The organism is Megasphaera massiliensis, assembly GCF_036305205.1.
Classification (GTDB): Bacteria; Bacillota; Negativicutes; order Veillonellales; family Megasphaeraceae; genus Megasphaera; species Megasphaera massiliensis.
Genome location: NZ_JAXIXE010000050.1, coordinates 114903 through 140985, shown reverse-complemented (window position 1 = coordinate 140985; position 26083 = coordinate 114903). Strand labels below are relative to the sequence as shown.

The 26083-nt window shown below is 52.0% G+C and carries 27 protein-coding genes; 5 read left to right on the top strand and 22 right to left on the bottom strand.

Features of this window, described 5'->3' with window-relative positions; translation table 11 throughout:
• Positions 1-44: 44 nt before the first annotated feature.
• Positions 45-2522 (top strand): excinuclease ABC subunit UvrA, encoded by a 2478-nt coding sequence (locus UCI88_RS11295; RefSeq protein WP_256180115.1) that lies wholly within the window; start codon positions 45-47, stop codon positions 2520-2522.
• 145 nt (positions 2523-2667) lie between these two features.
• Here UCI88_RS11295 and UCI88_RS11290 read toward each other — a convergent pair whose 3' ends face one another.
• The 8 genes from UCI88_RS11290 to UCI88_RS11255 form a co-directional block, all read right to left on the bottom strand.
• Entirely contained in the window at positions 2668-2853 is a 186-nt protein-coding gene (locus UCI88_RS11290) for a FeoB-associated Cys-rich membrane protein (protein WP_044504158.1), read from the bottom strand.
• A gap of 33 nt (positions 2854-2886) precedes the next feature.
• Positions 2887-5271 (bottom strand): ferrous iron transport protein B, encoded by a 2385-nt coding sequence (gene feoB / locus UCI88_RS11285; RefSeq protein WP_044504159.1) that lies wholly within the window; start codon positions 5269-5271, stop codon positions 2887-2889.
• Between the two features lie 20 nt (positions 5272-5291).
• Entirely contained in the window at positions 5292-5528 is a 237-nt protein-coding gene (locus tag UCI88_RS11280; RefSeq protein WP_044504160.1) for a FeoA family protein, read from the bottom strand.
• A gap of 21 nt (positions 5529-5549) precedes the next feature.
• Positions 5550-5843 (bottom strand): DUF2325 domain-containing protein, encoded by a 294-nt coding sequence (locus UCI88_RS11275; protein WP_044504161.1) that lies wholly within the window; start codon positions 5841-5843, stop codon positions 5550-5552.
• Positions 5844-6095: 252 nt separating this feature from the next.
• On the bottom strand, positions 6096-8186 hold the full coding sequence (locus UCI88_RS11270; protein WP_256180114.1) for a heavy metal translocating P-type ATPase: 2091 nt from the start codon (positions 8184-8186) through the stop codon (positions 6096-6098).
• Positions 8187-8188: 2 nt separating this feature from the next.
• Positions 8189-8800 (bottom strand): HMA2 domain-containing protein, encoded by a 612-nt coding sequence (locus UCI88_RS11265; protein WP_288159787.1) that lies wholly within the window; start codon positions 8798-8800, stop codon positions 8189-8191.
• A 23-nt stretch (positions 8801-8823) separates the two neighbouring features.
• The gene (locus UCI88_RS11260; RefSeq protein WP_044504164.1) at positions 8824-9108 is read right to left on the bottom strand and encodes an HMA2 domain-containing protein; all 285 of its coding nucleotides are present in this window, start codon (positions 9106-9108) and stop codon (positions 8824-8826) included.
• 80 nt (positions 9109-9188) lie between these two features.
• On the bottom strand, positions 9189-9407 hold the full coding sequence (locus UCI88_RS11255; protein ID WP_044504165.1) for a hypothetical protein: 219 nt from the start codon (positions 9405-9407) through the stop codon (positions 9189-9191).
• Between the two features lie 399 nt (positions 9408-9806).
• On the opposite strand from UCI88_RS11255, the gene UCI88_RS11250 reads away from it, so the two are divergent.
• A complete protein-coding gene (locus tag UCI88_RS11250) occupies positions 9807-10439 on the top strand; it encodes a BUD32 family EKC/KEOPS complex subunit (protein ID WP_330024236.1) in 633 nt (210 codons plus the stop codon).
• Here UCI88_RS11250 and dprA read toward each other — a convergent pair.
• The 12 genes from dprA to hrcA all read right to left on the bottom strand — a co-directional run bounded on the left by dprA (position 10434) and on the right by hrcA (position 21894).
• Positions 10434-11558, bottom strand: coding sequence for a DNA-processing protein DprA (dprA, locus tag UCI88_RS11245; RefSeq protein WP_256180113.1), 1125 nt, complete (start codon positions 11556-11558; stop codon positions 10434-10436). The genes UCI88_RS11250 and dprA overlap by 6 nt on opposite strands.
• A 13-nt stretch (positions 11559-11571) precedes the next feature.
• The gene (locus UCI88_RS11240; RefSeq protein ID WP_330024235.1) at positions 11572-13077 is read right to left on the bottom strand and encodes a YifB family Mg chelatase-like AAA ATPase; all 1506 of its coding nucleotides are present in this window, start codon (positions 13075-13077) and stop codon (positions 11572-11574) included.
• Positions 13078-13081: 4 nt separating this feature from the next.
• A complete protein-coding gene (locus UCI88_RS11235; protein ID WP_044504168.1) occupies positions 13082-13453 on the bottom strand; it encodes a YraN family protein in 372 nt (123 codons plus the stop codon).
• Positions 13454-13556: 103 nt separating this feature from the next.
• Positions 13557-13685 carry a hypothetical protein gene (locus tag UCI88_RS11230; protein ID WP_256180111.1) on the bottom strand — a complete coding sequence of 43 codons (129 nt, stop codon included), beginning with the start codon at positions 13683-13685 and terminating at the stop codon, positions 13557-13559.
• Positions 13682-14026 carry a histidine triad nucleotide-binding protein gene (locus UCI88_RS11225; RefSeq protein ID WP_044504169.1) on the bottom strand — a complete coding sequence of 115 codons (345 nt, stop codon included), beginning with the start codon at positions 14024-14026 and terminating at the stop codon, positions 13682-13684. Before UCI88_RS11225 ends, UCI88_RS11230 begins: the two co-directional genes overlap by 4 nt.
• 49 nt (positions 14027-14075) lie before the next feature.
• Complete coding sequence (mtaB, locus tag UCI88_RS11220; RefSeq protein ID WP_256180110.1) at positions 14076-15383, bottom strand: tRNA (N(6)-L-threonylcarbamoyladenosine(37)-C(2))-methylthiotransferase MtaB; 1308 nt, start codon at positions 15381-15383, stop codon at positions 14076-14078.
• Positions 15383-16111, bottom strand: a complete 729-nt coding sequence (locus tag UCI88_RS11215; protein WP_256180109.1) for a 16S rRNA (uracil(1498)-N(3))-methyltransferase — start codon at positions 16109-16111, stop codon at positions 15383-15385. Before UCI88_RS11215 ends, mtaB begins: the two co-directional genes overlap by 1 nt.
• A 4-nt stretch (positions 16112-16115) precedes the next feature.
• Positions 16116-16991, bottom strand: coding sequence for a 50S ribosomal protein L11 methyltransferase (gene prmA, locus UCI88_RS11210; protein ID WP_256180108.1), 876 nt, complete (start codon positions 16989-16991; stop codon positions 16116-16118).
• 20 nt (positions 16992-17011) lie between these two features.
• The gene (gene dnaJ, locus UCI88_RS11205) at positions 17012-18328 is read right to left on the bottom strand and encodes a molecular chaperone DnaJ (RefSeq protein WP_256180107.1); all 1317 of its coding nucleotides are present in this window, start codon (positions 18326-18328) and stop codon (positions 17012-17014) included.
• Positions 18329-18351: 23 nt separating this feature from the next.
• Positions 18352-20205 carry a molecular chaperone DnaK gene (dnaK, locus tag UCI88_RS11200; RefSeq protein WP_044504173.1) on the bottom strand — a complete coding sequence of 618 codons (1854 nt, stop codon included), beginning with the start codon at positions 20203-20205 and terminating at the stop codon, positions 18352-18354.
• A gap of 33 nt (positions 20206-20238) precedes the next feature.
• Positions 20239-20841, bottom strand: a complete 603-nt coding sequence (gene grpE, locus UCI88_RS11195; RefSeq protein ID WP_256180106.1) for a nucleotide exchange factor GrpE — start codon at positions 20839-20841, stop codon at positions 20239-20241.
• An 18-nt stretch (positions 20842-20859) separates the two neighbouring features.
• Positions 20860-21894, bottom strand: coding sequence for a heat-inducible transcriptional repressor HrcA (hrcA, locus tag UCI88_RS11190; RefSeq protein WP_044504175.1), 1035 nt, complete (start codon positions 21892-21894; stop codon positions 20860-20862).
• 304 nt (positions 21895-22198) lie between these two features.
• Here hrcA and UCI88_RS11185 point away from each other — a divergent pair, with 304 nt between their 5' ends.
• Entirely contained in the window at positions 22199-22603 is a 405-nt protein-coding gene (locus UCI88_RS11185) for an OsmC family protein (RefSeq protein WP_256180105.1), read from the top strand.
• A 121-nt stretch (positions 22604-22724) separates the two neighbouring features.
• On the opposite strand, the gene UCI88_RS11180 is transcribed toward UCI88_RS11185, so the two are convergent.
• The gene (locus UCI88_RS11180) at positions 22725-23786 is read right to left on the bottom strand and encodes a helix-turn-helix domain-containing protein (RefSeq protein ID WP_256180104.1); all 1062 of its coding nucleotides are present in this window, start codon (positions 23784-23786) and stop codon (positions 22725-22727) included.
• Positions 23787-23808: 22 nt separating this feature from the next.
• Positions 23809-24105, bottom strand: a complete 297-nt coding sequence (locus tag UCI88_RS11175) for a type II toxin-antitoxin system RelE/ParE family toxin (protein WP_256180103.1) — start codon at positions 24103-24105, stop codon at positions 23809-23811.
• A gap of 331 nt (positions 24106-24436) precedes the next feature.
• Here UCI88_RS11175 and UCI88_RS11170 point away from each other — a divergent pair, with 331 nt between their 5' ends.
• Positions 24437-24790 carry a MerR family transcriptional regulator gene (locus UCI88_RS11170; RefSeq protein ID WP_256180102.1) on the top strand — a complete coding sequence of 118 codons (354 nt, stop codon included), beginning with the start codon at positions 24437-24439 and terminating at the stop codon, positions 24788-24790.
• 89 nt (positions 24791-24879) lie between these two features.
• Positions 24880-25920 (top strand): DUF362 domain-containing protein, encoded by a 1041-nt coding sequence (locus UCI88_RS11165; RefSeq protein WP_256180101.1) that lies wholly within the window; start codon positions 24880-24882, stop codon positions 25918-25920.
• The last annotated feature ends 163 nt before the right edge of the window (positions 25921-26083 follow it).

The following is a 26083-nucleotide window of genomic DNA, read 5'->3' as shown; positions in this document are numbered from 1 at the left end:
CTTGCAAGAACGTTTCCATTTTTCCATTACCGGGAGTGAAAATCATGATTGATAAAATGCTCATTCGCGGCGCCAAGGTCCATAACCTGAAAAACATCGACGTCGATATCCCCCTTCATAAAATCGTCGGCATTGCCGGCGTCTCAGGCTCGGGCAAATCGTCCCTGGCTCTCGGCGTCCTCTACGCCGAAGGCTCCCGCCGCTACCTGGAATCCCTGTCGACCTATACCCGCCGCCGCATGACCCAGGCGTCGCAGGCCGCCGTCGACGAAGTCCTCTATGTGCCGGCAGCCCTGGCCCTTCACCAACGGCCTGGCGTTCCGGGCATTCGCAGCACCTTTGGTACGGGCACAGAACTCTTAAACAGCCTGCGCCTCATCTATTCCCGCCTGGCCAGCCACCGCTGCCCGAACGGGCACTACGTCCGGCCCTCTTTAAACGTGGCCGCCGAAAAAGCCCTCGTCTGTCCGGAATGCGGCGTCCATTTCATGGCCCCGTCAGCAGAAGAACTGGCCTTCAACTCCCAAGGCGCCTGCCCCGACTGCAGCGGCACGGGAACGGTCCGCACCGTCGATATGGCAACCCTCGTCCCCGACGAATCCATCAGTATCGACGACGGCGCCGTCGCCCCTTGGAACAGCCTCATGTGGTCCCTCATGACTGACGTCTGCCGAGCCATGGGCGTTCGCACGAACGTGCCCTTTCGCGATTTGACGGCCGAAGAAAAAGACATCGTCTACCACGGACCGGCCGTAAAGAAACACATTTTCTATAAGTCTAAAAACTCCAACGAAGCGGGCGAACTCGACTTCACCTACTATAACGCCGTCTACACCGTAGAAAACGCCTTGTCTAAGGTCAAGGACGAAAAGGGCATGAAGCGCGTCGAAAAATTCTTGAAAGAAGAAGTCTGCCCGACCTGCCACGGGACCCGCCTGTCAGAAGCAGCCAGAGCGCCTAAAGTACAAGGTATCTCCCTCGATACGGCCTGCACCATGACCCTCTCGGCCTTAACGGACTGGGTTCAAGCCGTTCCGGAATCTCTCCCAAAAGACCTGATTTCCATGGCTGACAGCATCTGTGAGGCCTTTCAAAACACGGCCAAGCGTCTCCTCGACTTGGGTCTCGGTTACCTCACCCTCGACCGCTCGGCGGGAACCCTCTCGACGGGCGAACGGCAGCGGATGCAGCTGGCCCGGGCCGTCCGCAACCGGACGACGGGCGTCCTCTACGTCCTCGATGAACCGTCCATTGGCCTCCACCCGTCGAACATCGTCGGCCTTACGGGCGTCATGAACGACCTCATCGCCGACGGCAACTCAGTCATCCTCGTCGACCACGACACGCAGATTTTAAAAGAAGCCGACTGGATCATCGAAATGGGGCCGAAAGCCGGCATCCACGGCGGTCACGTCTTGGCCCAAGGAACGATAGAATCCATCGAAAAAAATCCCGTCTCGCAGATTGGACCTTTCCTGTCAGGCAAGGCCGAGACCAAGGTCCGCGGCGACGTCCCGCCGGATGAGCTCTTCGCCAAGAGTGAGATTCGCCTTTCTACTTCGGCCATTCACACGGTCAAGCCCCTGGACCTCACCATCCCCAAGGGACGGCTGACCGTCGTCACCGGCGTATCCGGTTCAGGCAAGACGACGATGGTCCTCGAAAGCCTCATTCCCGCCATCGAAGCCGTCATAGCGAATCGTCCCCTGCCGGCTCACATTAACAGCGTCGACACCGGCGGCATCGAACAGGTAAAACTCATTGACGCCACGCCTATCGGCATCAACGTCCGCTCTACCGTTGCGACCTATGCCGGCGTTCATGACGAACTGCGAAAGCTCTTCGGAAAGTCACCTGATGCAAAAGATAAAGGCTATAAGGCCCGAAACTTCTCGTACAACACGGGCTCCCTGCGCTGCCCCGACTGCGACGGCACAGGTACCATCAGCCTCGACGTCCAGTTTCTCCCGGATGTGCACATCCCCTGCCCGACCTGTCACGGCTCGCGCTACGCCCCGGCCGCATCGGGCGTCAAATTGACCAACCAAGAAGGAATATCCCGGACGCTGCCGGAAATCATGGCCATGGATGTCGACGATGCCGTCGCTTTCTGCGCCGAATGGAAGGGCGTCTCTCAAAGACTCACAACCCTCAGCCGCCTCGGTCTGGGCTACCTGACTCTCGGTGAAGAAACGCCGGGCCTTTCCGGCGGCGAAGCCCAGCGCCTGAAACTGGCCAGTGAAATGTGGCGAACCCAGACGTCATCCCTCTTCGTCTTCGATGAACCGAGCATCGGCCTCCATCCCCTGGACGTCCAAGTCCTCCTTCGCGTCTTCCAAGCCCTCCTCGATAAAGGGGCAACAGTCGTCGTCATCGAACACGATCTCGACGTCATAAAGAACGCCGACTACATCATCGACATGGGCCCCGGCGGCGGCGAAGACGGCGGCCGCATCACGGCCACGGGCACGCCGGAAGCTATCAAACAGAACAAAGACAGCATCACCGGCCGCTATTTATAACACAAAAGGCCTCATCACTGACTTCTTTATCTTTCCAATAGAGAAATCGATGATGAGGCATCTTATTTTTTACAGCAAATTCCATACAAAAGAACCTCCACCGATCAAGTTGACCGATGGAGGTTCTTTTGCTGTTATCTGCTATTTATTTTTGGCAGCAAGGCGGGAGTTTAGATTTATCCCCCGTCTTTGACTGTCCGCTCGACGAGCAGCTGCCCGAGCAGCCGCCGCAGCAGCCGGCTGTTCCGTTGAACAGGCCGCGGACATGACGGATGAAGTACGCTACGGCGATGATGACGACGATAGCGACAATAATCGTTGCAGGACTCATACCAGAACCCCCCTTTCTATGGGATAGAAGGTCTTATGCGCCGAGACCGGCCATAAGAGCTAACTGATAGGTAACGTAAGCCAGGACATAGGCCAAGACGAGGCACATGGCATCGCTGGCGAGGAGCATCTTCCAGGAACCCGTTTCACGCTTGATGACAGCCATAGCAGCGACGCAAGGCATGTAGAGCAAGGTGAAGACCATCAGCGACAGGGCAACAGCCGGATTGAAGTTCGGGTCATCAGCCAGGAAGGTGATGAGGTTGGCTTCATGAGTATCGTCAGCCTGGACGCTGTAAATCGTAGCCAAGGTCGAAACCATGACTTCTTTAGCGGCCGTGCAGGCAACGATGGCGACGCCGATCTTCCAGTCATAACCGAGCGGTGCGATGACCGGTTCGATGAAGTGGCCTAAGCGGGCTGCATAGGACTGGGAAATCTTTTCAGCATTCTGCTGGCTGTCGAGTTCAGTCGTAGCATCGTCAGCAGCGACTTTGGCGTCGAATAAGGGCAGTGCCTGAGCATATACCGTCGGGTTCGAAGCTTCGAGATCGGCAAAAGCATCGGGATACTGCGGTTTTTCTTCGACAGCTTCCGCCTGCTGGACGCTTTCAACATCTTCTTCTTCGCTGTCTTCTTCTTCAGCGGCAGCGTCGGCAGCGGCAATCATCGATTCATACATGCCGTTCAATTCACTGTTTTCTTCGATGGACGTAAGGCCATAGGTCTGGAGAATACCAGCCTGCTGCTGTTCCATCTGAGCCGTAACCTGGTCTTTAGCGGCATCGAAGTCCTGAGAATACTGGACATCCATCGGATATGCCGTGAGGAACCAAACGATGATCGAAGCGCCGAGGATGAAGGTACCGGCCTTTTTGAGGTACAGTACGCTTCGTTCCCACATGTGCATGAGGACGCCTTTGAGGGTCGGAATGTGGTACGGCGGCATTTCCATAACAAACGGTTCTTGTTCGCCTTTAAAGGTCGTATGACGAAGAACCAAGGCAACGGCAACAGCGACGATGATACCTAAAAGGTAGATGCCGAAAAGAACCGTACCGCCATAACCGGAAGCGCCAAAGAAGGCGCCGATGAGCAGGGTATAAACAGGAAGACGAGCGCCGCAGCTCATGAAGGGGCACGCCAGGATAGTGACCAGGCGGTCCTTTTCATTATCGAGTGTACGAGCGGCCATGATGCCCGGTACGTTACAGCCAAAGCCGAGAATCATAGGGATGAAAGACTTGCCGTGCAGGCCGAGAGCTCTCATCGCGCGGTCGATAAGGAAGGCAGCGCGGGCCATGTAGCCCGTGTCTTCGAGAAGACTGATAAAGAAATACAAGAGGACGATAAGCGGTACGAAACTGAGGACCGAACCGACACCGCCGATGACACCGTCGACGAGGAGCGAGCGCAGCTGTTCATCTTCAACGACCGTACTCAACCAGTCACCGAGCATGCCGAAACCTTGGTCAAGCCAATCCTGAGGATAGGCGCCGAGGTCGATGACGACGGTAAACATGAGCCACATGAGGCCTAAGAAAATAGGAATCCCCAAAACGCGATGTGTCAGGACGCGGTCGATTTTATCAGACAAGGTATCGCTCGTACCGACATTGATAATGGATTTATTAAATACGTCAGTCGCAAATTGATAGCGGCATTGAGCAAAATAAAAGTCTAAATCGAGGTTTTTAGCCAGGGAATCGCGGAGAGAAGCCGCCAGTTCCAAGATATGTTCCGTACCGTCAATAGCCTTGACCTTGGCCACGGCATCGGAGTCGTTTTCAAGGAGTTTAACGGCCAGCCAGCGGATCGGATAATTGATGACGCCAATCTTATCGATGGCATCGGTCAATTCAGCAATCGCCGGTTCGACGTCAGCACCATAATCGACTTCCGCATTGACCAAGTGTTTTGCTTCCATGCTGGAAATGGCGTCGAGCAATTCTTTCGTCCCTAAGTTTTTACTGCCGACTAAAGGAACGACGACGGCGCCGATCTGACGGCCTAACTTTTCGAGGTCGATTTTAATGCCCATTCGTTCGGCAATATCCATCATGTTCAAGGCGATGACCATCGGTCGTCCCAATTCGACGAGCTGAGCCGCCAAATACAAGTTACGTTCGAGATTCGATGCGTCGAGAACGTTGACGATGATATCCGGCTTTTCATTGATGATGACGTTACGGGCAACCACTTCATCGAGGGACCGCGCCGTCAAGCTATACGTACCCGGAAGGTCGACGAAGAGCAAATCCTTGCCGTTAAAGGTGCGATGGCCTTCCTTCTTTTCGACAGTAACGCCGGGATAGTTGCCGACGTGCTGCTTTGAACCTGTAATGTTATTAAAAATCGTCGTTTTCCCGCAGTTAGGATTGCCGGCAAGGGCAATCTTAATCTTTCCTGCATTTTCCATGACTACTAAATACCCCCTTATTATTGATCCACGGCTACCGAAATCATAGCCGCTTCATTCATGCGCAAGGCCATAGCACAGCCTTTAATTTTGACTTCTACCGGATCTCCGAGAGGGGCCTTTTTAAAAACAGAAATACGAGAACCTTTGACGACACCCATATCTACCAGGCGATGTTGGATATTTCCCCGGCCTTCAAGGGCTTCGACAATACCTGACTGACCGACTTTCATGTCAGCTAACGAAACAATCTTCATGACTAACTCCCCTTTGCTTGCCTAGACGACGGCTTCCTCCGTCCTGGCGGCTAGTATAGTTTTCAGTGCACTTGAGCTGCTGGTATGGGAACGGACAATATCCACGTTCTTGCGCTGGGCTTCCTTCAGAGCGCAGCGGACCATACTGTGGCTCACGGTACTGGTAAACAACACCACGAGATCAGGCGACCCGATTTTCGACTTAAAATCACTGGGTACCTGAGTAAATACTTTGGCCTTATAATCGAATTCTTTGCAAATACGTTTATAACGGCACACCATGCAATCATTTCCACCTACGATGACGACACTCATTTACATCGCTCCTTTCAGCTCCGTAAATAATACTCACACATCCCTTCAACTAATGATAATATATTTCATTACCAAATATATTATATATTTTTTCACATACTCTGTCAACACATTGCTATTGAAATTCATTTATAAAAAGAAAGAAGCGCACGAAAGTGCGCTTCTTATCTTTACAAAATGCACCTTGATGCATCCTTTTGAATATGTGATTATATATCCTAATTAAGACTTATTCTCTAAAATTAAGACTTTTTAGGCTCGCCGTTTCGGCATGGATGGCCCGAGAATGCGAACACTATTCAATACGACAGCCAAGGTGGCCGTATTGTGGATGACCGCGGCCCAGAGGGGGCTTATCTTCCCTAAGGCACCGAGAAGCATGGCTGCCGAGTTTACAGCAATGGTCGCCGTAAAGTTCTGGTTAATGGCCCGCATCGTTTCCCGTCCGATATGGAGGGCATCATATAACTTAGCCGGGTCTTCCGAACGGATTGTAATGGCTGCCGATTCAGCAGCAATATCGGTTTTGTTTCCGCCGAGGCTGACACCGATATCGGAGAAAGCCAGGGCCGGCGCATCGTTGATGCCGTCGCCAACCATCATGACGTTGCCTCTTTTTTGCATCTTCATGACGTAGTTAGCCTTTTCTTCCGGCAGGATTTCAGCATAATACGAGTCGATATCCATATCCTGGGCGACTTCGGCGGCGACGTCTTTCGAGTCGCCGGTCAGCATGACCACTTCATCGATGCCGAGGCGGCGCATGCGGTTCAAGGTCTTCTTCATGCCCGGACGAATCGGATCCTGAATGGTCAAGAAGCCGAGGTACTGGCCATTTTTAGCGATGTACAACAGATTCTTGCCCCAGGTCTTATTATCGACGACCGGCATGCCTCCTACGCCCTCTTCGGTCATGAAGCGGCGGCTGCCGACAAGGATATCCCCGCCTTCGTAGTTTTCAAACGGCGGTACGACAGCCTTCATGCCCCTAGCAACGACCGTTTCTGACGAAGCATGTGGCGGTGTCTGCCAGCCCTTGGCATTGACGTACTTCTGTACGGCTACAGCCAGAGGATGTACGGAATGCATTTCAGCCGATGCGGCCAACAGTATCATTTCTTTATCGCCGACGCCGTCAATCGTTTCGATATGGTCGATCTGGGGGACGCCCATGGTAATGGTCCCGGTCTTATCGAGGACGACCGTATCGATATCGGCTAAGTTTTCGATATAGTTGCCGCCCTTGATGAGGATCCCTTTCCGAGCGGCGACGCCGATGGCTGCCGAAATGGCCGTAGCCGTCGAAAGTTTCAGGCCACACGAGAAATCGATGAACAGCAAATTGAGAACTCTTTGCCAATCTTTGGTCGCCCCGTAGACGATGGCTGCCCCGATAAAGGAGATCGGCACTAAGAGATTGGCCATCTTATCGGCAAAGTTCTGGACCGGCGCCCGGCGGGTCTGGGCTTCTTCGACGAGATGGATGATCTGAGCCAGGGACGTATCGGCGCCGACCTTTTCGACGCGGATGACGAGGTCTCCGGCTTCAATGACACTGCCGGCATAGACCGGCGACTTTTCCTGTTTGATAGCCGGATTCGATTCGCCGGTAATGGAAGCCTGATTGACAGCGGCGTTGCCGTCGACAACGGTACCGTCGACGCAGATCTTTTCGCCGAGATGAACGGCAATGAGGTCGCCCCGCTTCAGTGATTCTACGGGAACCTTGCGTTCCCTGCCGTTTTCGATGATCCAGACGTCGCGCTGATCCAGTTTCAAAAGGCCGGAAATCTGACGGCGTGCCCGTTCGGCAGCGTATTCGGTCATCATTTCAGCCCCGTTTGACAGGGCCAGGAGCGTCAGACTCGATTCCGGCTTTCCGGACAGGACCGAGGCTGCTACCGCCGTTGCCGTCAAGGTATCGGCGTTGGCCTGATGGTCTTTTACCAGGCCGAGGATACCGCTTTTAATATAGCGACGCGCGATGTATAAGGTAAAGAGTCGACGAAACAAGAGCATGGATCCGTAAAATTCCGGATTGACCTTGCGCAGGATGTTCATAGCAATGAAACCGCCGACAGAGATGATGGCTTCCCGTCGGTACGTGGCAACGTCCATGTCTTCCGGTTTATTTTCCTTTTTCCGGCCGTACTTATCTTCAAAAGCCCGAATGAACAGTTTCAGCGCCCGTACATCCAGCGTTTTACGGTAATAGACGGTAACCTTTTTTTCTTCGACAACGGCCGAGACGATATCCCGCACCTGACGAAGCTTGACGCTCAGGACCGGACGCATGCGGCTGGGAATTTCGCTGTGAAGAAAAATCGTATTGCACAAATACATGATTATTCCCTCCTCAAGAGCGAAAGGGCCCACCACAGCATCTGCGGCCCGGATGGACGATCGCCCATGAATACTGTTTTGCGAAGTCCGCGGATAACCAGGAACAAGGCAGCTAAGGTCGTCAAATCGAGAAGATGCTTCGTTTTTCGGCGAATGACCTTATTGAAGAAATCCCCCGTCGCTCGAGCTACCTTGAGGTACGCCGTTTCATCCGCCCGGCCCGATCCTTTGCGGTCGGCATCATAGACGGCATTGATAATCCCTTCAACGGCGCTGGGAAAGAGGCGGGAACGGAAGAAATCTTCCAAAAGATCCAGGGCAGCTTCACTTACTGCATAGACCAAAATACTGCCCGTAACGGTGTTGACCTCGATGGAACTGATACCGGTCATGACACCGATTTTCTTTTCCATGAATTCGGCCAACCCTGCATTGCCGACAAGGGACGCAGCCCGATAGCGACGACGGCCCGGGAGTGCGGAAACGCAGGCAAACCGCGGCACATCAGCTGCCTTTCCTCCTTGCATCGAAGGCGCACCGGCAAAGGCGCTGCCTCCCTTTTTCTTATTATGGAACAAGTCGTAAACGGCCTTTCCGATCGACGTGCCCACCATAAAACCTGAGGCGTATGACATAATCACCTTCTCCTTTCAGCATGGGTCATGATATAGTTTTCTACCCGAACGAGTTCTCGGTTTGTCCGCAGGACCTGCGGCCGATAGGTAATCAGTACCGAACCCGTAAGGACGTTGATATCGACGTTATCGATTTCTTTATAGCTGGCAATATAGGCGTATACCTTGCGGCCCAATTCAGCATTGCCGATGAGTTTCTTACTGTGCAGGCGAATGCGGCCCGGTAAGTAAGACGAGATTGAGACAGAACGGATGATGAAGTCCCATTTCGACGTCGGAATAAACATAAACGCAGCCCTTTCTATCTTTTTACCCTTTAAAAAAGACCGTTACCGAAAGGCAACAGTCTTCTTTTGACAGTCTGTAATTATTTTGCCTGTGCGGCTTCCTGAGCTGCAATCATGTCTTCTAATTCTTCCTTCTGGCGCTGCAATTCAGCGAGGGGAACGGACGCCGTCAAAGCGCCGGCTGCCGGCTGCTGCATAGCCAAGAGCTGCTGTTCACGTTCGGACATTAATTTGTAGCCGAAAACCCCTGCGACGACACCAATACCTAAGCCAATCCAAAAATCCGTATTCTGAAACATACGACACATCTCCCTTTTTAATAATCTATACCAAAATCTGCTTTTATTATAAAGTGTATTTCTTCACATGTCAATATCGTTTATCAGTTTCATTATAACTTTTTGGTCTAAACAACCATAAAAAAAGATACTCCGCCCATATCGAAGTATCTTTTAGAATGCTCAACCCCTGTATTTTACTGATATTTTAAAGAGGATTCCATTTCTTTTACAGCCCAAATTTGCTATAATCAACTCATACCCCATGTATGAATCGGGTAAATATTGAAACCATGTCTTACTAATAGAACTAAATAGAAAGGTGTGACTCTCTTGTTCAATCCGTCTCTCTTCAAAAAGGTTCAGGAAGTAATCGCCGAAAACCCGGATAAACGGGTTCTCCCCCTTTCTTTCGATGGAATGAACTACTTTATCAAACGCCGCATGAGTAATGGCCGCAACGCCTTTGCCAAACAGAATCCGTCGGCCGCTTTTTGGTGTGAAGCCTATAAAATCATGACTGTCAATTCCCGCCTGCCCTTGGCTCCGAAAATCGTCCTTCTCGACGAAGATTTTTTCGTCATGGAAAATGTCGGCAGAACCCTTCAAGGCGTCGCCAAAGAAGAAGCCTATGCCGACGTCCGTCTCAAAGCCTTTACCAAAGCCGGAGAAAGCCTGGCCCGACTCCACGTCGCCGGACTGCACCACGGCCGCCCGGCCTTGCGGGATATCGCCTATGACCGTGAAACCGATGCCATTACCCTCCTTGACTGGGAAAACGAAAAGAAATTTATCCATGCGCCGGCCGCCGTCCTCGATCTCTTTCTCTTCGTTCACAGCTGTTTCCGTAAAAACTGGTCCGATCATGCCCTCATCGACGCCGCCATGACGGGCTACACCTCCGTCGAAGGCAGTAAGCGAACCCTGAAGGGGGTGAAAGAGCTCATTCACGACTACAATACCCTCTTCTATGTCTGTCACGTCCTGCGCCCCTTCGGCTGGATCGATGTCGTCTCCGTCGATAAGACGCGACACTACATTTCGCACCTATAATTGAAGATTTGCCGCAGCACAGCGAATATAGCCGCCGGGGAGTTCCTCGACGGCTTTTTTGAGCTGCAGCCGAAGGAGGGTGTGCAGCAGTTTGGGAAGAGGCAATCCCGTCGCCGGCAGCAAGTCTTCAGCCGGAATGGCCCGCTCCATCGATAGGGCCGCTAACACTTGTTTTTCCGTCTCATCGAGGTCGACCGCTTCTCCGGCCCCAGCAGCCGTCGGAATGAGCCATCCTCGATTTTGAAAGACCTGTAAAATATCCTCCGTATCGGTAAGAGCCATGGCCCCCATCTGCAGCAGGCGATTCGTCCCCTTACTGGTCTCGGCAAAAATACTGCCGGGCATGGCAAAGACATCGCGCCCCTCTTCTAAGGCAAAGTCGGCTGTAATGAGGGAGCCGCTGCCAAGGGCCGCTTCGATGATGACGGTGGCCGCCGCCATGCCGGCGATAATCCGATTGCGGGCGGGAAAATGCTGGGCCCGCGGCTCGGTCCCGAAGGTATATTCCGAAAGGATGGCCCCGCCATTTTCAACAACCTCTCGAAATAGCCGCTTATTTTCCCGCGGATAGGTCCGATCGAGGCCGTTGGCCACGACGACGATCGTTCGCCCCTTCCCTTTCAAAGCTCCCGTATGAATTCGCGTATCGATGCCCCGGGCCCCTCCGCTGACCAAGGTAATCCCCCGTTCAGCCAGACTCATGGCCAAGGTTTCAGCAGCGTTCAGCCCGTAGGGGCTGGCCTTTCGAGAACCGACCATGGCCAAGGTATACCGATCGGCTGCCAGCGTTCCCTGACAAAAGAGGACCAACGGCGGCTGGGCAATGAAGGGCAGCCAGCAGGGATAGTCGTCGTCCCACAAGGCAATGGGCCGGACGCCATAAAAAGAAAGTTTGCGGGAAAACCCGTCCCAATCAAAAACGTTACGTTCTTCAATAAGTTTACCAAAAGAAGCTGACGAAAATCGAAGCCGACGCCGCAGCTCGTCGTCCCACGGCGCATTCCAGGCAGCTTTAGCCGAACGATAACGGTCGAGGATCGTCTTCAAGCGCCGGCTGCCGAGACCGTGAAGGGATTGCAGGGCCGCTGCATACATCGTTTCTTCCGTGATGCCACGCACAGCGTCACCTCCGTTACAGTTTATTGCGGTAGCTGATGGCTTCGGCTACATGATGTTCTTCAATCTCCTCGGCGCCGGACAGGTCAGCAATAGTCTGGGCCACCTTGATGAGCCGGTCGTAGCTGCGAGCGCTGAGGCGAAGAAGGTCAAAAGCCTCTTTCAGCATATCGCGAGCCGGCGGGCTCAAGCAGCACGTCTCCTTAATTTCTCGGTGCCCCATATGGGCATTGCAATAACAGTCATAAGGCGACAGCCGTGCCGCTTGCCGCTCCCGAGCCAGAAGGACCCGGTCCCGTATCGTCGCCGACGTCTCGGCTCCACTGCTCGCTACCAGATCACCGTAAGCCGGCCGGGCTACGCGAACGTGGAGATCGATACGGTCCAGCAAGGGACCTGAAATCTTATGGGTATAGCGATGGCGGTTGTTTTCAGAACAAGTACAATCGTCGTCAAATCCATAGCGGCCACAGGGACAGGGATTCATGGCCGCCACCAGGACGAACCGTGAAGGATAGGATAAGGCAGCATTGACTCTGGCGATGTGGACGATGCCGTCTTCCAGGGGCTGACGCAATACTTCCAGTACCGACCGGGGAAACTCCGGCAATTCGTCGAGAAAGAGGACGCCATGATGACTGAGGGTCACTTCGCCGGGATGAGGAATCGTTCCGCCGCCGACAAGTCCGGCCCGGGAGATGGTATGGTGAGGACTTCTAAAGGGACGCCTTTGCATGAGCTGCCCTTCGCGAAGGAGTCCGGCGACACTGTAGATTTTCGTCACCTCTAAGGCTTCCTTCTTCCCCAAGGGCGGCAAAATCGTTGGAATCCGTTTGGCCAGCATGGTCTTACCGCTTCCGGGCGGACCGATCATTAAAATATTGTGACCACCGGCGGCCGCAATTTCAAGGGCCCGTTTGGCTTCGACCTGACCTTGTACTTCGGAAAAATCGAGGTCGTAATCGAGGATATCGGACAACCGTTCTTGAGCCGTAATGGGCTTTAAAGGCGCCTCGCCCTTCAAATGACCGGCAACACAGGACAAGGACTCGGCCGTATAGACCGTAACGGACGGACAAAGGAAGGCTTCGGCGCCATTTTTCGGACTCACAAAAACGGACTTCGCGCCTTGAGCAGCCCCTTCGATAACCATGGGCAGGACGCCGTTTATGGGCCGTATCTCTCCATCGAGAGCCAATTCTCCTAAAAAGAGGCAGTCCGTGCAGGATTCCAGCGGAATCTGGCCGCTCGAGGCCAAGATAGCCACAGCCAATCCCAAATCGAGGCCGGACGTATCCTTCTTCAAATCGGCCGGTGCCAAGTTGACCGTCAGGCGGCGCATGGGAAACTCATAGCCGCTGTTCTTAATGGCTGCCCGGACTCGTTCCTTGGCTTCTTTGACCGACGTCGAGGCCAAACCTACCAAATCAAAAGACGGCAAGCCGTTGGATATATCCGTTTCGACGGCGATGACGTGGCCGCCGAGACCTAAGGTCGCCGCCCCTGAAATACGTGCAAACATGAAATCACCGCCTTTCCGCCAAAAAGGCATGGACGACGTGACGGATGACAGGCTGATCGTCGACTCCCGGCCAGACTTCGATGACGTCAAAGCGACAGGGCTTATCCCATAGTCGGAACTGCTTCAGATAGCCTGAGGCGACGGACGTGATTTTCTGCCGCTTCCGCCATTCGACGGCCTCACAAGGCCTGCCGTAACGCTCGGATCTTCGCGTCTTGACTTCGATAAAAACAAGGGTCCGTCCATGGTCGGCAATAATATCGATTTCACCCATGCGATTGCGGTAGTTGCAGCAGCGGATGCGATAATCCGTCTGATGCCGTATATAAGCCAGGGCCGCCTGTTCTCCATAATAGCCTAAAAGCTTTGTTTCCATGATACCTTCCCCTTTCACGTGGTTATTCCTTCCATTATAACCGTCACGGATTAAAGGGGCGTAAAAAAAAGACCCTCGCGGGTCTTTTTTCATGAAAGAATCATTAGATTTTATGAATGGCTAAAAAGGCGACCAGGACTATGAGGAGTACGATGGCAATGATACGGGTAATCGAGGCCAAGGAAATCCGAACATCCTTCTGCGCCCTTCTTTGCGGCCGACGTTCACTCATACGCCGGGCCATGCCATTTCCTTGCCGCCTAAGATATGGGCGTGCATATGATGAACGGTCTGACCGGCTTTTTCTCCCGTATTGAATACGACGCGGAAGCCGTCCTTATCGAGATTCATGACCTGAGCGACTTTTTGGATTGCATAGAGCATCTTGCCGGCTATATCGGCATCATCCGGCGTCAGGGCCGCAATGCTCTGGACGTGTTTTTTGGGAATGACCAAAACGTGTACCGGTGCGACGGGATTGATGTCCTTAAAGGCGAAGAAATTGTCGTCTTCCCAAACCTTAGTGCTGGGGATATCCCCGGCGATGATCTTGCAGAAAATGCAGTCTTCCATAATAAATTCCTCCTTCTGGATACGGCAAATCAGGCTTACGAGCCTTCCCTCAAAGGGCCTCGGCCAAGAGCTTCTTGCCATCCGTTCCGACAAGGGCTACGGAAACGACCGTCCGCTGTGAGCCTTCCGGCAGTCCCTTCACGGCGACGCGTTCATAGTTTCCCGTAAAGCCTTCCCCTTCAGTCCCTTCCTGAGTTTCGATGAGAACCGACGCCTTGGTCCCGACAAGAGATTCGAGGAGCGCCGCTTTTTGACGGGCCGACAATTCATTGACCAATTCGACGCGGCGTTTCTTTTCAGCCGTATCGATTTGACCGCTCATGGTTGCTGCCGGCGTCCCTTTACGCGGCGAATAAGGAAAGGCGTGGATATGGGAAAAATCGAGGCGTTTCAAGGTCTCCATCGTCTCTTCAAAAAGGGCCTCGGTCTCACCGGGAAAGCCTAAGATCAGATCCGTTGAAACGGTCAGGCCTTCGATGCGGCTGCGCAGACGAGCAATCAAGGCTTCATATTCGGCAACGGTATAATGGCGGTTCATAGCCTTCAACACGGCATCGGACCCCGCCTGAAGCGGCAGGTGCAGATGACGGCAAATCCGGTCCGAGCTGTTCATGACGGCGATCATCTCGTCGTCGATTTCCAGCGATTCGATAGAGCCCATGCGAATGCGGGATACGTCCGTTTCTTTGACCAAACGGTCTAAGATATGTGCCAAGGACGGGTGATCGTCGAGATCGCGGCCATAGGCACCGAGGTGGATGCCGGTCAGGACGATTTCCTTAAAGCCGGCTTCGACGAGGCGTTTCGCTTCGGCAATGACGGCATCGGGACGGCGGGACTTCAAAGCACCTCGCGTATAGGGAATGATGCAGTAAGCACAGAAATTATTGCATCCTTCTTGTATCTTCAGGTCTGCCCGCGTATGCTCGACGGCCGACGGATAGAGGGGAATTTCCTCAAACTCATCGTGTTGGCGCACGTCATGGACAGCCGTGAAAGCTTCATCATGGCCATTAGTGAGTAAATCACCGACGATAGAGACGATGCGTTTTCGTTCGTTCGTCCCGACGACGGCATCGACTTCGGGCATGGACGAAAGCAACTCCGGGTCAAGCTGGGCGTAGCAGCCGGTGACGATGACCTTAGCCGCTTCGTTGCGCTTCTTGGTCCGCCGAATGAGTTGACGTGACTTCTTTTCACCGACTTGGGTGACCGAGCAGGTATTAATGATATAAACATCGGCAGGGCCGTTAAAATCAGCTTCTTCAAAGCCAGACTGAAGAAATAAGCCCCGTATGCTGTCCGTATCGTATTGGTTGACACGACAGCCCAGGGTCGCAAAAGCAATAGTTGGCATTACTTGAATCCTCTTTCGTACATAATGATAGATAAGGCCGCCAACGACGCCGTTTCAGCCCGCAGGATCCGCGGTCCGAGAGAGACCGTGCGGCACCAGGCAAAGTGCTGTTCAGCGTAGGCGATTTCCTTTTCGGCATAACCGCCTTCAGGACCGATGGCGATGACGACATCACCGGTCCGCACGTCGCGGCAGGCTTCGGCCAGCGGCGCCGTTTCCCGTTCATAGGGAAGGATGCAGCGCGTATCGGCATAAGCGTCGACAAAGTCCGTAAAATTCATGACCGGTGCCACTTCAGGCACGTCGTCGCGGCCGCATTGCTTAGCCCCTTCCAGGGCCAGGCGCTGCCACCGTTCAAGGCGGGACTTCTGCCGTTTATCATCTAATTTTACTACACAATATTCCATTTGTACAGGAACGATTCGGCTGGCGCCGAGCTCCGTCGCCTTCTGGATGACCCAGTCGAACTTGTCGCCTTTTAAGATACCTGCTGCCAAGGTGACCACCCCTGCCGAAGCCGCCGGCTCGGATAACTTTTTGGCCGGCGTCAAATAAGCCGAATGACCTTCGATGCGAGTAATGAAGCATTCATAGGTCGTACCGGTCACGTCGGTGACGGGAATGGTGTCGCCTACGGTGTGGCGCAGGACGAGGACGACGTGACGGGCGTCGTCGGCCGATAATTCAAAGGTCCCACAAATGGGAAAATCCGTGAAAATCTTACGCATGATCTCACCTCGTCAATGTCACGGCATACCAGCCGCTTCGGAGCTGTTCATCAGCCCAATTAAATCCGGCTTCTTCAGCCGCCTGCCTTACGTCATCGATGCGGTCGTCGATGATACCGCTGACGATGAGCGTACCGCCGTCTTTTAAGTATGGCCCTACTGCCGGTAAGAGAGCCAATACGGCGTTGGTCACCAGATTGGCCACGATAACATCAGCCTGTTGCCCCTTGGGAATAGCCGTCAAAAGGTCGCTGTTGGCGATGGCCATCCGGTCTTCAACGCCGTTGAGGGCCGCATTGACCCGAGCCTGAGCGACGGCGGCGCTGTCAAAATCGACAGCTGCTACGTGAGCGGCGCCCAGCTTTGCCGAAGCAATGGCTAAGATTCCCGTGCCCGTGCCGATGTCAAAAACGACATCGCCCGGCCGCACTGCCTCTTCCAGGTATTGGACACAGAGACAGGTCGTGTCGTGAAAGCCGCTGCCAAAAGCAAGGCCCGGATCGATGGTAAGGACGTCTTCTCCCGGTTCCGGCGATGCTTTTTCCCAAGCCGGTTCCGCCCAGAAATGGCGGGAAATCTTCTTGGGATGGAAATGATCCTGCCAGGCAAAGAGCCAATCTTCGTCGTTGACATTTTTTTCAATGACCTGCCAGTTGCCGAGGTCGGCGCCGCGGCTTTCAAGGGCATTCATTTTTTCTCGAATCGTTTCCACCAAGCCTTCTTGTGTCAGCGGGAAATACGCTGTAATGCGAATGCGGCCCTCAGCATCTGGCTGCTCATCGTCGATGACCGAGCCGTTGCTGCCGCATTCATAAACAAGAAGGGCCACCAAATCGGTGGCCATTGGGGAAACGAGCAAATCGACTTCATTCCATTGCATCGTCTATGCTCCCTTCATCTTTACAGATCTTCTTTTAATCGGGCCCAACTCCAACAGAAGTCGCCCCATACTTTCCGCAAGCTCTGAAACAAATCGTCTTTCAACTTGTTCCAGACGCTTTTCTTGCTCTTTTTGGTATCTTTTTTCGTATTGCTCACAGCACTGTCATCAGCCTTTTTTTCAGCCGACTTTGGCTCCCCCACCCACGTTTCACCGCTGGCATAGGCGAATTCACGCAGGAGTTCCTGCTGTTTATCATTCAATTTCTTAGGAATGGAAACGGTGACCCGGACGTGGTGATCGCCGCGGCGATTCTTGGCACCGAGGACCGGAATGCCCTTGCCGCGAATGCGGAACAAGGTACCGGTTTGTGTACCGGCCGGAATGTTCAACTCAATCTTTCCATCCAAGGTTTCGACAGGAATCTTGGTCCCTAAGGCTGCCTGGGCAAAGGAAATCGTTTCTTCTGACAGAATATCGCTTCCTTCACGGGCAAACTTCGGATCGCGGCGAACGAAGATGTAGACGTACAAATCGCCGTGACCGCCACCGCGGGTACCCGGTTCGCCTTCACCGGCAACGCGCAGGCGTGCACCGTCATCGACACCGGCAGGAATCTTGATTTTCAGTTTCTTGCGAACTTTTACGGTTCCCGAGCCATGACATTTCTTGCATTTGTCATGGATAATCTTGCCCGAACCGCCGCAGCGGCTGCAAGTACGGACATTGACCATCTGGCCAAAAGGCGTGTTCTGGACGACACGCTGCTGGCCTGTACCGTGACAGTCAGGGCAGGTATCGACCTTGCTGCCCGGTTCGGCACCTTCGCCGTGACAGTGGTCACACGTTTCTTCCTTGGGAACTTCAATTTCCATTTCCGTCCCAAAAGCAGCCTGCTTCAAGGCGATGTCTACGTCATAGCGCAGATCGGCGCCTCGCTGAGGCCCGTTGGACGACTGCCGGCCGCCTTGACCGCCAAAGAAAGAATCAAAGATATCTTCAAAGCCGCCGAAGCCGCCCTGACCACCCTGGCCGAAACCGCCAAAGCCGCCAAACCCTCCGAAGCCGCCCTGGCCAAAACCGGCACCGGAACCGGCAGCATTCCCATTCTGGAATGCTGCCGGACCGAACTGGTCGTACTGGGCGCGTTTTTGCGAATTAGACAAGACGCTGTAGGCTTCGTTGATTTCTTTGAACTTTTCTTCAGCTGCCTTCGGATCATCAGGGTTGCGGTCCGGATGATACTTAAGGGCCAGCTTTTTAAAAGCTTTTTTTATTTCCGCATCGCTGGCGTCTTTGGAAACGCCGAGCACTTCATAATAATCTCTTTTGCTCATCTGAGAAGCCCCTCTTATCTATCTTACTTCTTATCGTCGTCGACTACGGTGTAATCGGCGTCTACTACATTGTCATCCTGCTTCTGGCTGTCACCGGCATCGGACTGAGCGCTGCCTTCCGGCTGTGCCTGCTGCGAAGCGGCGTCAGCATTCTTATACATTTCGCTGGTCAAGTCGTAAAGCGGTTTGGTCAAAGCTTCCGAAGCGGCTTTGATCTTATCGACGTCGTCGCTCTTTACAGCTTCTTTCAAGTCAGCGATTTTATCTTTGATTTCCGAAACTTTAGCAGCGTCGGCTTTGTCGCCCATATCCTTGATGGTCTTTTCAGCCTGATAAATGAGGGAGTCGGCGTTGTTCTTAGCTTCGATGCCTTCTTTACGCTTCTTATCTTCAGCTTCGTGAGCCGCAGCTTCTTTGACCATGCGGTCGATTTCGCTCTTGTCGAGGCCCGAAGAGGATTTGATGGTGATCTTCTGTTCCTTACCCGTTCCGAGGTCTTTTGCCGAAACGTTTACGATACCGTTGGCATCGATGTTGAAGGTAACTTCGATACGAGGTACTCCACGGGGAGCTGCCGGAATGCCCGTCAGTTCAAAGCGGCCGAGGGTCTTGTTGTCAGCTGCCATTTCGCGTTCGCCCTGAAGGACGTGGACATCAACGGACGGCTGGTTATCGGCTGCCGTCGAGAATACCTGGCTGCCGGAAGTCGGGATTGTCGTGTTGCGGTCGATGATCTTAGTGAAGACACCACCGAGGGTTTCGATACCGAGGGACAACGGCGTAACGTCGAGGAGGAGAACGTCTTTGACGTCGCCTACGAGGACACCGGCCTGGATAGCAGCGCCGATAGCAACGCATTCGTCAGGGTTTACGCCCTTGCTCGGTTCTTTGCCGAGGATCGATTTGATGGCGTCCTGAACGGCCGGAATACGGCTGGAGCCGCCGACGAGGATGATCTTGTCGATTTCGTCGATGCTGAGACCGGAGTCGGCAATAGCTTTCTTGGTCGGTTCCATCGTAGCATGAACGAGGTCTTCCGTCAGTTCGTTAAATTTAGCACGGGTCAACGTCAGGTCGAGATGTTTCGGGCCCGAAGCGTCAGCCGTGATGAAAGGCAGGTTGATGTTGGTCGAAAGGACCGTCGACAATTCGATTTTTGCTTTTTCAGCAGCTTCTTTCAAGCGCTGGTCAGCCATCTTATCTTGCGAGAGGTCGATGCCGGTCTGTTTCTTGAATTCGTCAACCATCCAGTCCATGATCTTGTTGTCGAAGTCGTCGCCGCCGAGTTTCGTGTTGCCGTTGGTAGCCTTTACTTCAAAGACGCCGTCGCCCAGTTCGAGGATCGAGACGTCGAAGGTGCCGCCGCCAAGGTCGAAGACGAGGATCTTGCCGTCGCCGCCTTTATCGAGGCCGTAAGCGAGAGCTGCTGCCGTCGGTTCGTTGACGATACGGAGAACGTCGAGACCGGCAATCTTGCCGGCGTCTTTCGTAGCCTGACGCTGGCTGTCGTTAAAGTAAGCCGGAACGGTGATAACGGCCTGAGTTACTTTTTCGCCCAAGTAGCTTTCAGCGTCTTCCTTCAATTTCTGAAGGACCATAGCCGAAATTTCCTGCGGCGTATAATTTTTGCCCTGAACGTCAACGGTGTAGTTTTCACCCATGTGACGTTTAATCGAGGCAATCGTGTTTTCCGGGTTAGAAACGGCCTGGCGTTTTGCCAACTGGCCGACGAGGCGTTCGCCGGTCTTCGAGAAACCGACAACCGACGGGGTGAGACGAGAACCTTCCGTATTCGTGATGACCGTAGGTTCGCCGCCTTCCATAACAGCGACTACGGAGTTTGTCGTACCTAAGTCAATACCAATAACTTTGCTCATAAAAGATTCCTCCAATCTTATTCTAAACGATAATTAACCGTTAAATGCAACTTTAACCATGGCCGGACGCAAGGTCTTTTCGCCCAGGAGATAGCCTTCCTGAAGGACTTCTACGACGATGTCGTCATCGTATTCGTCGCTGGGCACGCGCATGACGGCCTGGTGATAATTGGGGTCGAAAGGTTTGCCGACGGCATCGATTTTCGTGACCCCTTCCTTTTCAAGGACGGCCATAAGCTGTTTATAAATCATTTCATAGCCTTCGATAAAGGAGTGTACGTCGTCGGAAGCGGCATCCGTCGGGGCCTTGAGGGCCCGTTCAAAATTGTCGATGACCGGCAGGATCCGGCCCAGGACGTCCATTTTGACGACTTCCGAAATCTGAAGCTTTTCGGAAGCAGTACGCTTCTTATAGTTGGCAAAATCAGCTTGCAGGCGGACGAACTGCTTTTCAAACTTCGCGGCTTTTTCCGCATCGGCCTTGTCAGCAGCCTCGTTGGCATCCGGTTCCGTCGTTTCAGAGCCCTCATCTGCCGCCTGAGCGTCTACGGCTTCGGCTTTTTCCTTGGCAGCGTCTTCCGCTACTTTATTTGCTTCTTCCTGTAATACAGTATCTTTCTTCTCTTCGTTACTCATCTCGTTCGGTACTCCTCCTTACGTCTCGTCCTGGTAATGGGACAGCATCTGTGTCATATGCTGTTTCATGAAATCCAACAGGCCGATGATTTTAGCATATTCCATTCGTGCCGGCCCTAAGACGGCCAGCTTGCCGAGAACGACATCGTGATCGGTGAAGGTCGCTTCAATGATGCTGCAGTCGTTAATCGGCGACAGCTTCGTTTCCTCGCCGATGCGGACGGTAACGGACTGTCCTTCGCCTTCATCGTGAAGGATGTTGGCGACGATGTCCTGTTCTTCCAGCATGGTAAAGAGGCTCTTGGCCTTGTCGACGTCCTTAAATTCCGGTTTATTGAGCAGTTCCGTCGTACCGCCTTTGTAGAAATGCTCGCCTTGGCGGCGGGTCTGCTCCATGGCCCGGAAAGCCAGTCGATAGAGTTCGACGTCGTCGACGATGGTTTCATGAAATGTTTCGATAGCCTTTTCATCGATGCGGTCCATGGCCGTACCGGTCAAATAGTTGGTCAGCTTCTGGGCGATGATGTTCAAATCGTCCATGCTGGCCCCACTGGGTTTCGGGTAAATACAATTTTCAACCTGTCCCGTGTCGGTGACGACGATCATGATGGCCCGCCTGTCATCAAGGGGCAAAAAGCGGATGTACTTCAACTTCGAGTTGAGCCGCTCCGACGCCATAATCAAGGTGACGTTGTGTGTAATCCGGGCCAAGAGCTTGGCCGTCGACTGAAAGATTTCATCGACACTGCTCAGCTTATCCTGAAACCAGGACTGGACGAATTGCTTTTCCGCTTCCGTAATCTTCGTCGGCTTGAGGAGGCAGTCGACATAGAGCCGATAGCCTTTCAAGGACGGGACACGGCCGGCCGACGTGTGGGGCTGTTCCAAATATCCCATCATTTCCAGATCGAACATTTCGTTGCGAATCGTCGCCGGGCTGATGCCCAAATCATACTTACGGGCAATCGTCCGCGACCCGACAGGTTCGGCAGATGCGATATAGTCCTGAACGATGACTTGCAGTATCTTCTGTTTGCGTGCATCTAAGTTCATGACGATATCACCTCTGCTCATTTGACTTTTCTTAGCGTTCTGACTATTTGACCTCTAAGACTATATATAAGATAGCATGACCCCATTCTTTTGTCAAGCGTTTATAGTCAAAAAGTCAAAATAAATATCAAAATAGACAAAGACCGCATAAACTCCTCTTTTCCCCATAAATTTGCCATGAAAAGAAGCCGTAAAATCCGGGAAGTTCTCTTCAAATCTGTGGTATAATCAAGGAAAGGGCAATCCGTCAAGAACGCCCTATATATAACATTAACTTAAGTATCGTCTAAAAGGAGGAACTACCATGTCTCATGTAACATTCAAAGGTAACCTGAGAAACGAATTGCACGACGCCAAACAGAAACAGACTATCATCACCGACGGTCCGAAGAGTCACGGCGGCCTCGAAGAAACGTACTCCCCCGTAGAATTACTGGCTGATACCTACGCCTCCTGCGCCATCACCATCATGGCAGCCGTTGCCGGCCAGCTGGGCGGCGACCTGACCGGAACCTATGCCGATACGGAAACGTCCGTCAACGAGAAAGACTTCCGGATCGAACACATCGGCGTCCATTTCCATATGCCCAAATCCCTCGATGAAAGCCAGCGTAGCGCCATCGAAGCCTCAACGCGTGACATGTGCATCGTCGGCCGCAGCCTCCATCCCGACATCAAAAAAGATTTGACCTTCACCTACGACGCATAAGAAATCTTTTCAGGTATCACAAATTCATCCTTGATAGAGTAAACGGCCCCGTAAGATCAGACGAAAAATCTGACCTTACGGGGCCGCTCGTATCTAACAAATATAATTTCTATATCTATATTTATCCCGTAACTTCCTCATATTTGCGCCTATATTGATTCAATTGATTATGCTTAATTTTCTTATCATGCTGAAGTCTGCCAATAATAATATCAGGACTTACTTGAATCGAATCCGCAAAAACCTCGATAGAATGAAGCGAATAATCAGCCTCTAAGTAAAACGCTTTCAATTTCTCCGAAGGAATCAAGATGTCAGCAGCTGTTCTATCGGCCCTTTTTTCATCTTCTTCCGACGTACCGTCTTTTTGGTAGATGTGCCCTTCCAGAATATGCGAAATCTCATGAAAAAGGCTAAAACAGAATTGATCCGCATATTTTCCATCCATAGTAATTCCCAGTACCACTTTATTGGCGCCAGGATCATAAAAGGTAATACCATGTAAAAACGCTCCCTTGAGTTGAGGAAGGTACACTAGGGCGATGCCACAGGACTTTAGAAGTGCAGTCAATCTTTCACTGACATCATCCGGCTGATGTACCAGTAAGTTTCTGACTTTTCTTAAGTTCTGTCTCAAAGCATCTGCTGAAAACACCGCTGTTTCCATGTCCCGAGCTTTAAGTTTGGCATATTGAGCCAAGGTACGCATAATATATGTACTCGTTTCCGTATCAGACAGCTTTCTGCAAGCAATGGGCATAAGTTCTCTATTTTGAAGTAGTTCTAAGCGGCTCACTTCAAAGAACTTACATAAATTAACAATTTTCTCTATCCACTTACGAGCAGGAGGAGCCATCCCCCACTGCACAATTTTGTTGTAGGGATATTTTTGGGCGAGTTCTTTCTCTTCTTCCAATTCATTTTCCCGTTTTACTTTTACTAATTTTTCCTGATAAATGGCTTCCAGATTATTCCAAAAACCAGCCGGTACCCCTAATACTAACTCGAGTTTTTCAGCCATATCCGGAGTCAAATGCACTTCTCCATTGATCAGTTTGCTGGTATGTTTTTCGGACATCCCCATCCGTTTAGAAAATTCTTTTTGGGTCATGCCTCGATCTTCAAGCAGTTCTTTAATGGTAGCACCGGGCGGCGTCGCAATATAGCTCTTGCTTTCCAACATGAATCTCACTCCTCCCAAATTCTTAATGATAATCTATAATTTCCTGTACTTCTGCAATTTGTATTTCACTACCTATTTGGGTAAATATTAAACGATAGGGATGTTCTAAATCCAGCGCATACTGATTTTCTCTATCCCCCGTTAAGAGATGACAGCGCCCAATACGATATTGAACCATCATCTCCACTGAATCAGCAGCGTTAAGTTCATCAATCCGTTGATGAATTTTTCTAGCCATTATATCCCCGTATGTTTTTCGTGCAGCCTGAGCATTGGTACATACTTTTTCTATTTTTCGGTTTCTATAACTGACCTTCAACGTTTCATCTCATTTACCTATAAGGTTAATTTTATTCTACCATAGTTATCAAGTTTAATCAACAATTTTTATTTACCTCTTAGGTAAATAGCGAAAATATAATTCATCATAACCACGTCCCTTCGGATTGACCGCATTCGTATGAATCTCTTCGTCAAAAAATATATAGCTTTATTAATAAAAAGATGAGGCCTCTATTTTCTATCTAACCATACCATGGTTTCACCATCAAAAACGGTATTCACAGTAAAAATTAATCATATTTTATTTTTTCGCCTTGACTTAGAGACGACTCCAATAGCTATAATGTAAATCAAAAGGAGGGACTACCTTGAAAATAAAAGATGTAAGTGAACAATTACATATTTCGCCGGACACGCTTCGTTACTACGAAAAAATCGGGCTCATCCGCAATGTGCCTCGCGATAAAAACGGCATTCGCGACTACAGTGAAGAAAACTGCAAGAGCATCTCCTTCATCAAATGCATGCGGGCAGCCAACGTTTCTATCTCCGGCCTGACGCGCTATATGGAGCTTTTCGAGAAAGGCGACGCCACTCGTAAGGAACGGCGACAAATTTTAGTCAATGAACGAAACCAACTCCAGAGCAACTTGCAGGACATCCAAGATGCCTTGAGCCACTTGGACTGGAAAATCAAATTATACGACGAAGGAAAGTTCTAGTATTTTTGCAAACATTTTGCAGGAAAGCTTATTTCTCTTTATCGCCGCAAATTTTGACGCCGGTTCCATCATTCACACAGGAGGTACTTATGGAAAATATAGCGCGGCGCGGCTTTTTAAAACTAGCCGGCAGTGCGGCCCTCGGCCTTGCTTTAGGCAAAGCCAACATTCTGCCTGCCATGGCCCAGGCACCGGTCGTAGGCAGTCAGGAAACGACGGCCCAGTCCGGTCAATCCGGCTCCTATGCCAAGGTCTATTACACCAAGCACATCGACGCCGAACACTTAATTAAATTGTACCAGAAGGTCAACGAGGGCATTTACGGCAAGACGGCCATCAAAGTCCACACAGGCGAACAGCACGGCCCGTACATCCTGCCGCGGGACATGGTCAAAGCCTTCCAGGCCCAAGTCCCCGACAGTAATATCGTCGAAACGAACACCCTCTACCCCGGCGACCGCGATACGACAGAAAAACACCGTCGGACCTTAGAAGTCAACGGCTGGAATTTCTGCCCCGTCGACATCATGGATGAAAAAGGCAACGTCATGATGCCCGTCCGCAAGGGCCTCCATTTCTCGGAAGTATCCTTAGGCCGCAACATAACCAATTACGACTCCATGATCGTCCTGACCCATTTCAAAGGCCACGCCATGGGCGGCTACGGCGGATCACTGAAAAATATCGCCATCGGCTGCGCGGACGGTCAGGTCGGAAAACGCCAGGTCCACGCCTTCCATGAATCGCGGACTCCCGTCGGTTCTGACTGGTCAGACAATATGGTTCTCGAAGAAGGTTTTATGGAAAACATGGCCGACTGCGGCAAGGCCATTTGCGACTACTTCGGAAAACACATCGTCTTCCTCAACGTCCTGCGCGCCATGTCCGTCGACTGTGACTGCGCCGGTACCTCGGCAGCCAAACCGGTCATCCCCGATTTAGGCATGATGGCTTCGACGGATATCTTGGCCATCGATCAGGCCAGTGTCGACATGGTCTATGATCAGCCGGAAAGAGATAAGCATGATTTGGTAGAACGAATCGAATCCCGCCACGGCCTGCACCAATTGACGGCCATGCGAAAATTAAAGATGGGAAATGACAAGTACCAGTTGATCTCCATCGACTAAGTCCCCTTTCAAAGAGATTAGCCTTCTAAATAGAATACGGCAAAAAGGCCCTGTGCCCCCTACACCATCTTGTCGGTGTCGGAGAAGCACAGGGCCTCTTTTTTGATTTCTAAGTGCTGCAGAACCTATATCTGCAAAAAAATTGCGGCTGCCAAAAGACAGC

What these genes read in the sequence shown, in the direction of transcription:
- UCI88_RS11275 (WP_044504161.1), bottom strand. Translation starts at nt 5,843, where the DNA reads ATGAGTGTCGTCATCGTAGGTGGAAATGATTGCATGGTGTGCCGTTAT.
- UCI88_RS11270 (WP_256180114.1), bottom strand. Translation starts at nt 8,186, where the DNA reads ATGTATTTGTGCAATACGATTTTTCTTCACAGCGAAATTCCCAGCCGC.
- UCI88_RS11225 (WP_044504169.1), bottom strand. Translation starts at nt 14,026, where the DNA reads ATGGAAGACTGCATTTTCTGCAAGATCATCGCCGGGGATATCCCCAGC.
- prmA (WP_256180108.1), bottom strand. Translation starts at nt 16,991, where the DNA reads ATGCAATGGAATGAAGTCGATTTGCTCGTTTCCCCAATGGCCACCGAT.
- grpE (WP_256180106.1), bottom strand. Translation starts at nt 20,841, where the DNA reads ATGAGTAACGAAGAGAAGAAAGATACTGTATTACAGGAAGAAGCAAAT.
- UCI88_RS11215 (WP_256180109.1), bottom strand. Translation starts at nt 16,111, where the DNA reads ATGCGTAAGATTTTCACGGATTTTCCCATTTGTGGGACCTTTGAATTA.
- feoB (WP_044504159.1), bottom strand. Translation starts at nt 5,271, where the DNA reads ATGGAAAATGCAGGAAAGATTAAGATTGCCCTTGCCGGCAATCCTAAC.
- UCI88_RS11230 (WP_256180111.1), bottom strand. Translation starts at nt 13,685, where the DNA reads ATGAGTGAACGTCGGCCGCAAAGAAGGGCGCAGAAGGATGTTCGGATT.
- dnaK (WP_044504173.1), bottom strand. Translation starts at nt 20,205, where the DNA reads ATGAGCAAAGTTATTGGTATTGACTTAGGTACGACAAACTCCGTAGTC.
- UCI88_RS11255 (WP_044504165.1), bottom strand. Translation starts at nt 9,407, where the DNA reads ATGTTTCAGAATACGGATTTTTGGATTGGCTTAGGTATTGGTGTCGTC.
- mtaB (WP_256180110.1), bottom strand. Translation starts at nt 15,383, where the DNA reads ATGCCAACTATTGCTTTTGCGACCCTGGGCTGTCGTGTCAACCAATAC.
- dnaJ (WP_256180107.1), bottom strand. Translation starts at nt 18,328, where the DNA reads ATGAGCAAAAGAGATTATTATGAAGTGCTCGGCGTTTCCAAAGACGCC.
- UCI88_RS11290 (WP_044504158.1), bottom strand. Translation starts at nt 2,853, where the DNA reads ATGAGTCCTGCAACGATTATTGTCGCTATCGTCGTCATCATCGCCGTA.
- hrcA (WP_044504175.1), bottom strand. Translation starts at nt 21,894, where the DNA reads ATGAACTTAGATGCACGCAAACAGAAGATACTGCAAGTCATCGTTCAG.
- UCI88_RS11260 (WP_044504164.1), bottom strand. Translation starts at nt 9,108, where the DNA reads ATGTTTATTCCGACGTCGAAATGGGACTTCATCATCCGTTCTGTCTCA.
- UCI88_RS11180 (WP_256180104.1), bottom strand. Translation starts at nt 23,786, where the DNA reads ATGTTGGAAAGCAAGAGCTATATTGCGACGCCGCCCGGTGCTACCATT.
- UCI88_RS11240 (WP_330024235.1), bottom strand. Translation starts at nt 13,077, where the DNA reads ATGTTTGCACGTATTTCAGGGGCGGCGACCTTAGGTCTCGGCGGCCAC.
- UCI88_RS11235 (WP_044504168.1), bottom strand. Translation starts at nt 13,453, where the DNA reads ATGGAAACAAAGCTTTTAGGCTATTATGGAGAACAGGCGGCCCTGGCT.
- UCI88_RS11165 (WP_256180101.1), top strand. Translation starts at nt 24,880, where the DNA reads ATGGAAAATATAGCGCGGCGCGGCTTTTTAAAACTAGCCGGCAGTGCG.
- UCI88_RS11295 (WP_256180115.1), top strand. Translation starts at nt 45, where the DNA reads ATGATTGATAAAATGCTCATTCGCGGCGCCAAGGTCCATAACCTGAAA.
- UCI88_RS11265 (WP_288159787.1), bottom strand. Translation starts at nt 8,800, where the DNA reads ATGGTGGGCACGTCGATCGGAAAGGCCGTTTACGACTTGTTCCATAAT.
- UCI88_RS11185 (WP_256180105.1), top strand. Translation starts at nt 22,199, where the DNA reads ATGTCTCATGTAACATTCAAAGGTAACCTGAGAAACGAATTGCACGAC.
- UCI88_RS11280 (WP_044504160.1), bottom strand. Translation starts at nt 5,528, where the DNA reads ATGAAGATTGTTTCGTTAGCTGACATGAAAGTCGGTCAGTCAGGTATT.
- UCI88_RS11250 (WP_330024236.1), top strand. Translation starts at nt 9,807, where the DNA reads ATGAACTACTTTATCAAACGCCGCATGAGTAATGGCCGCAACGCCTTT.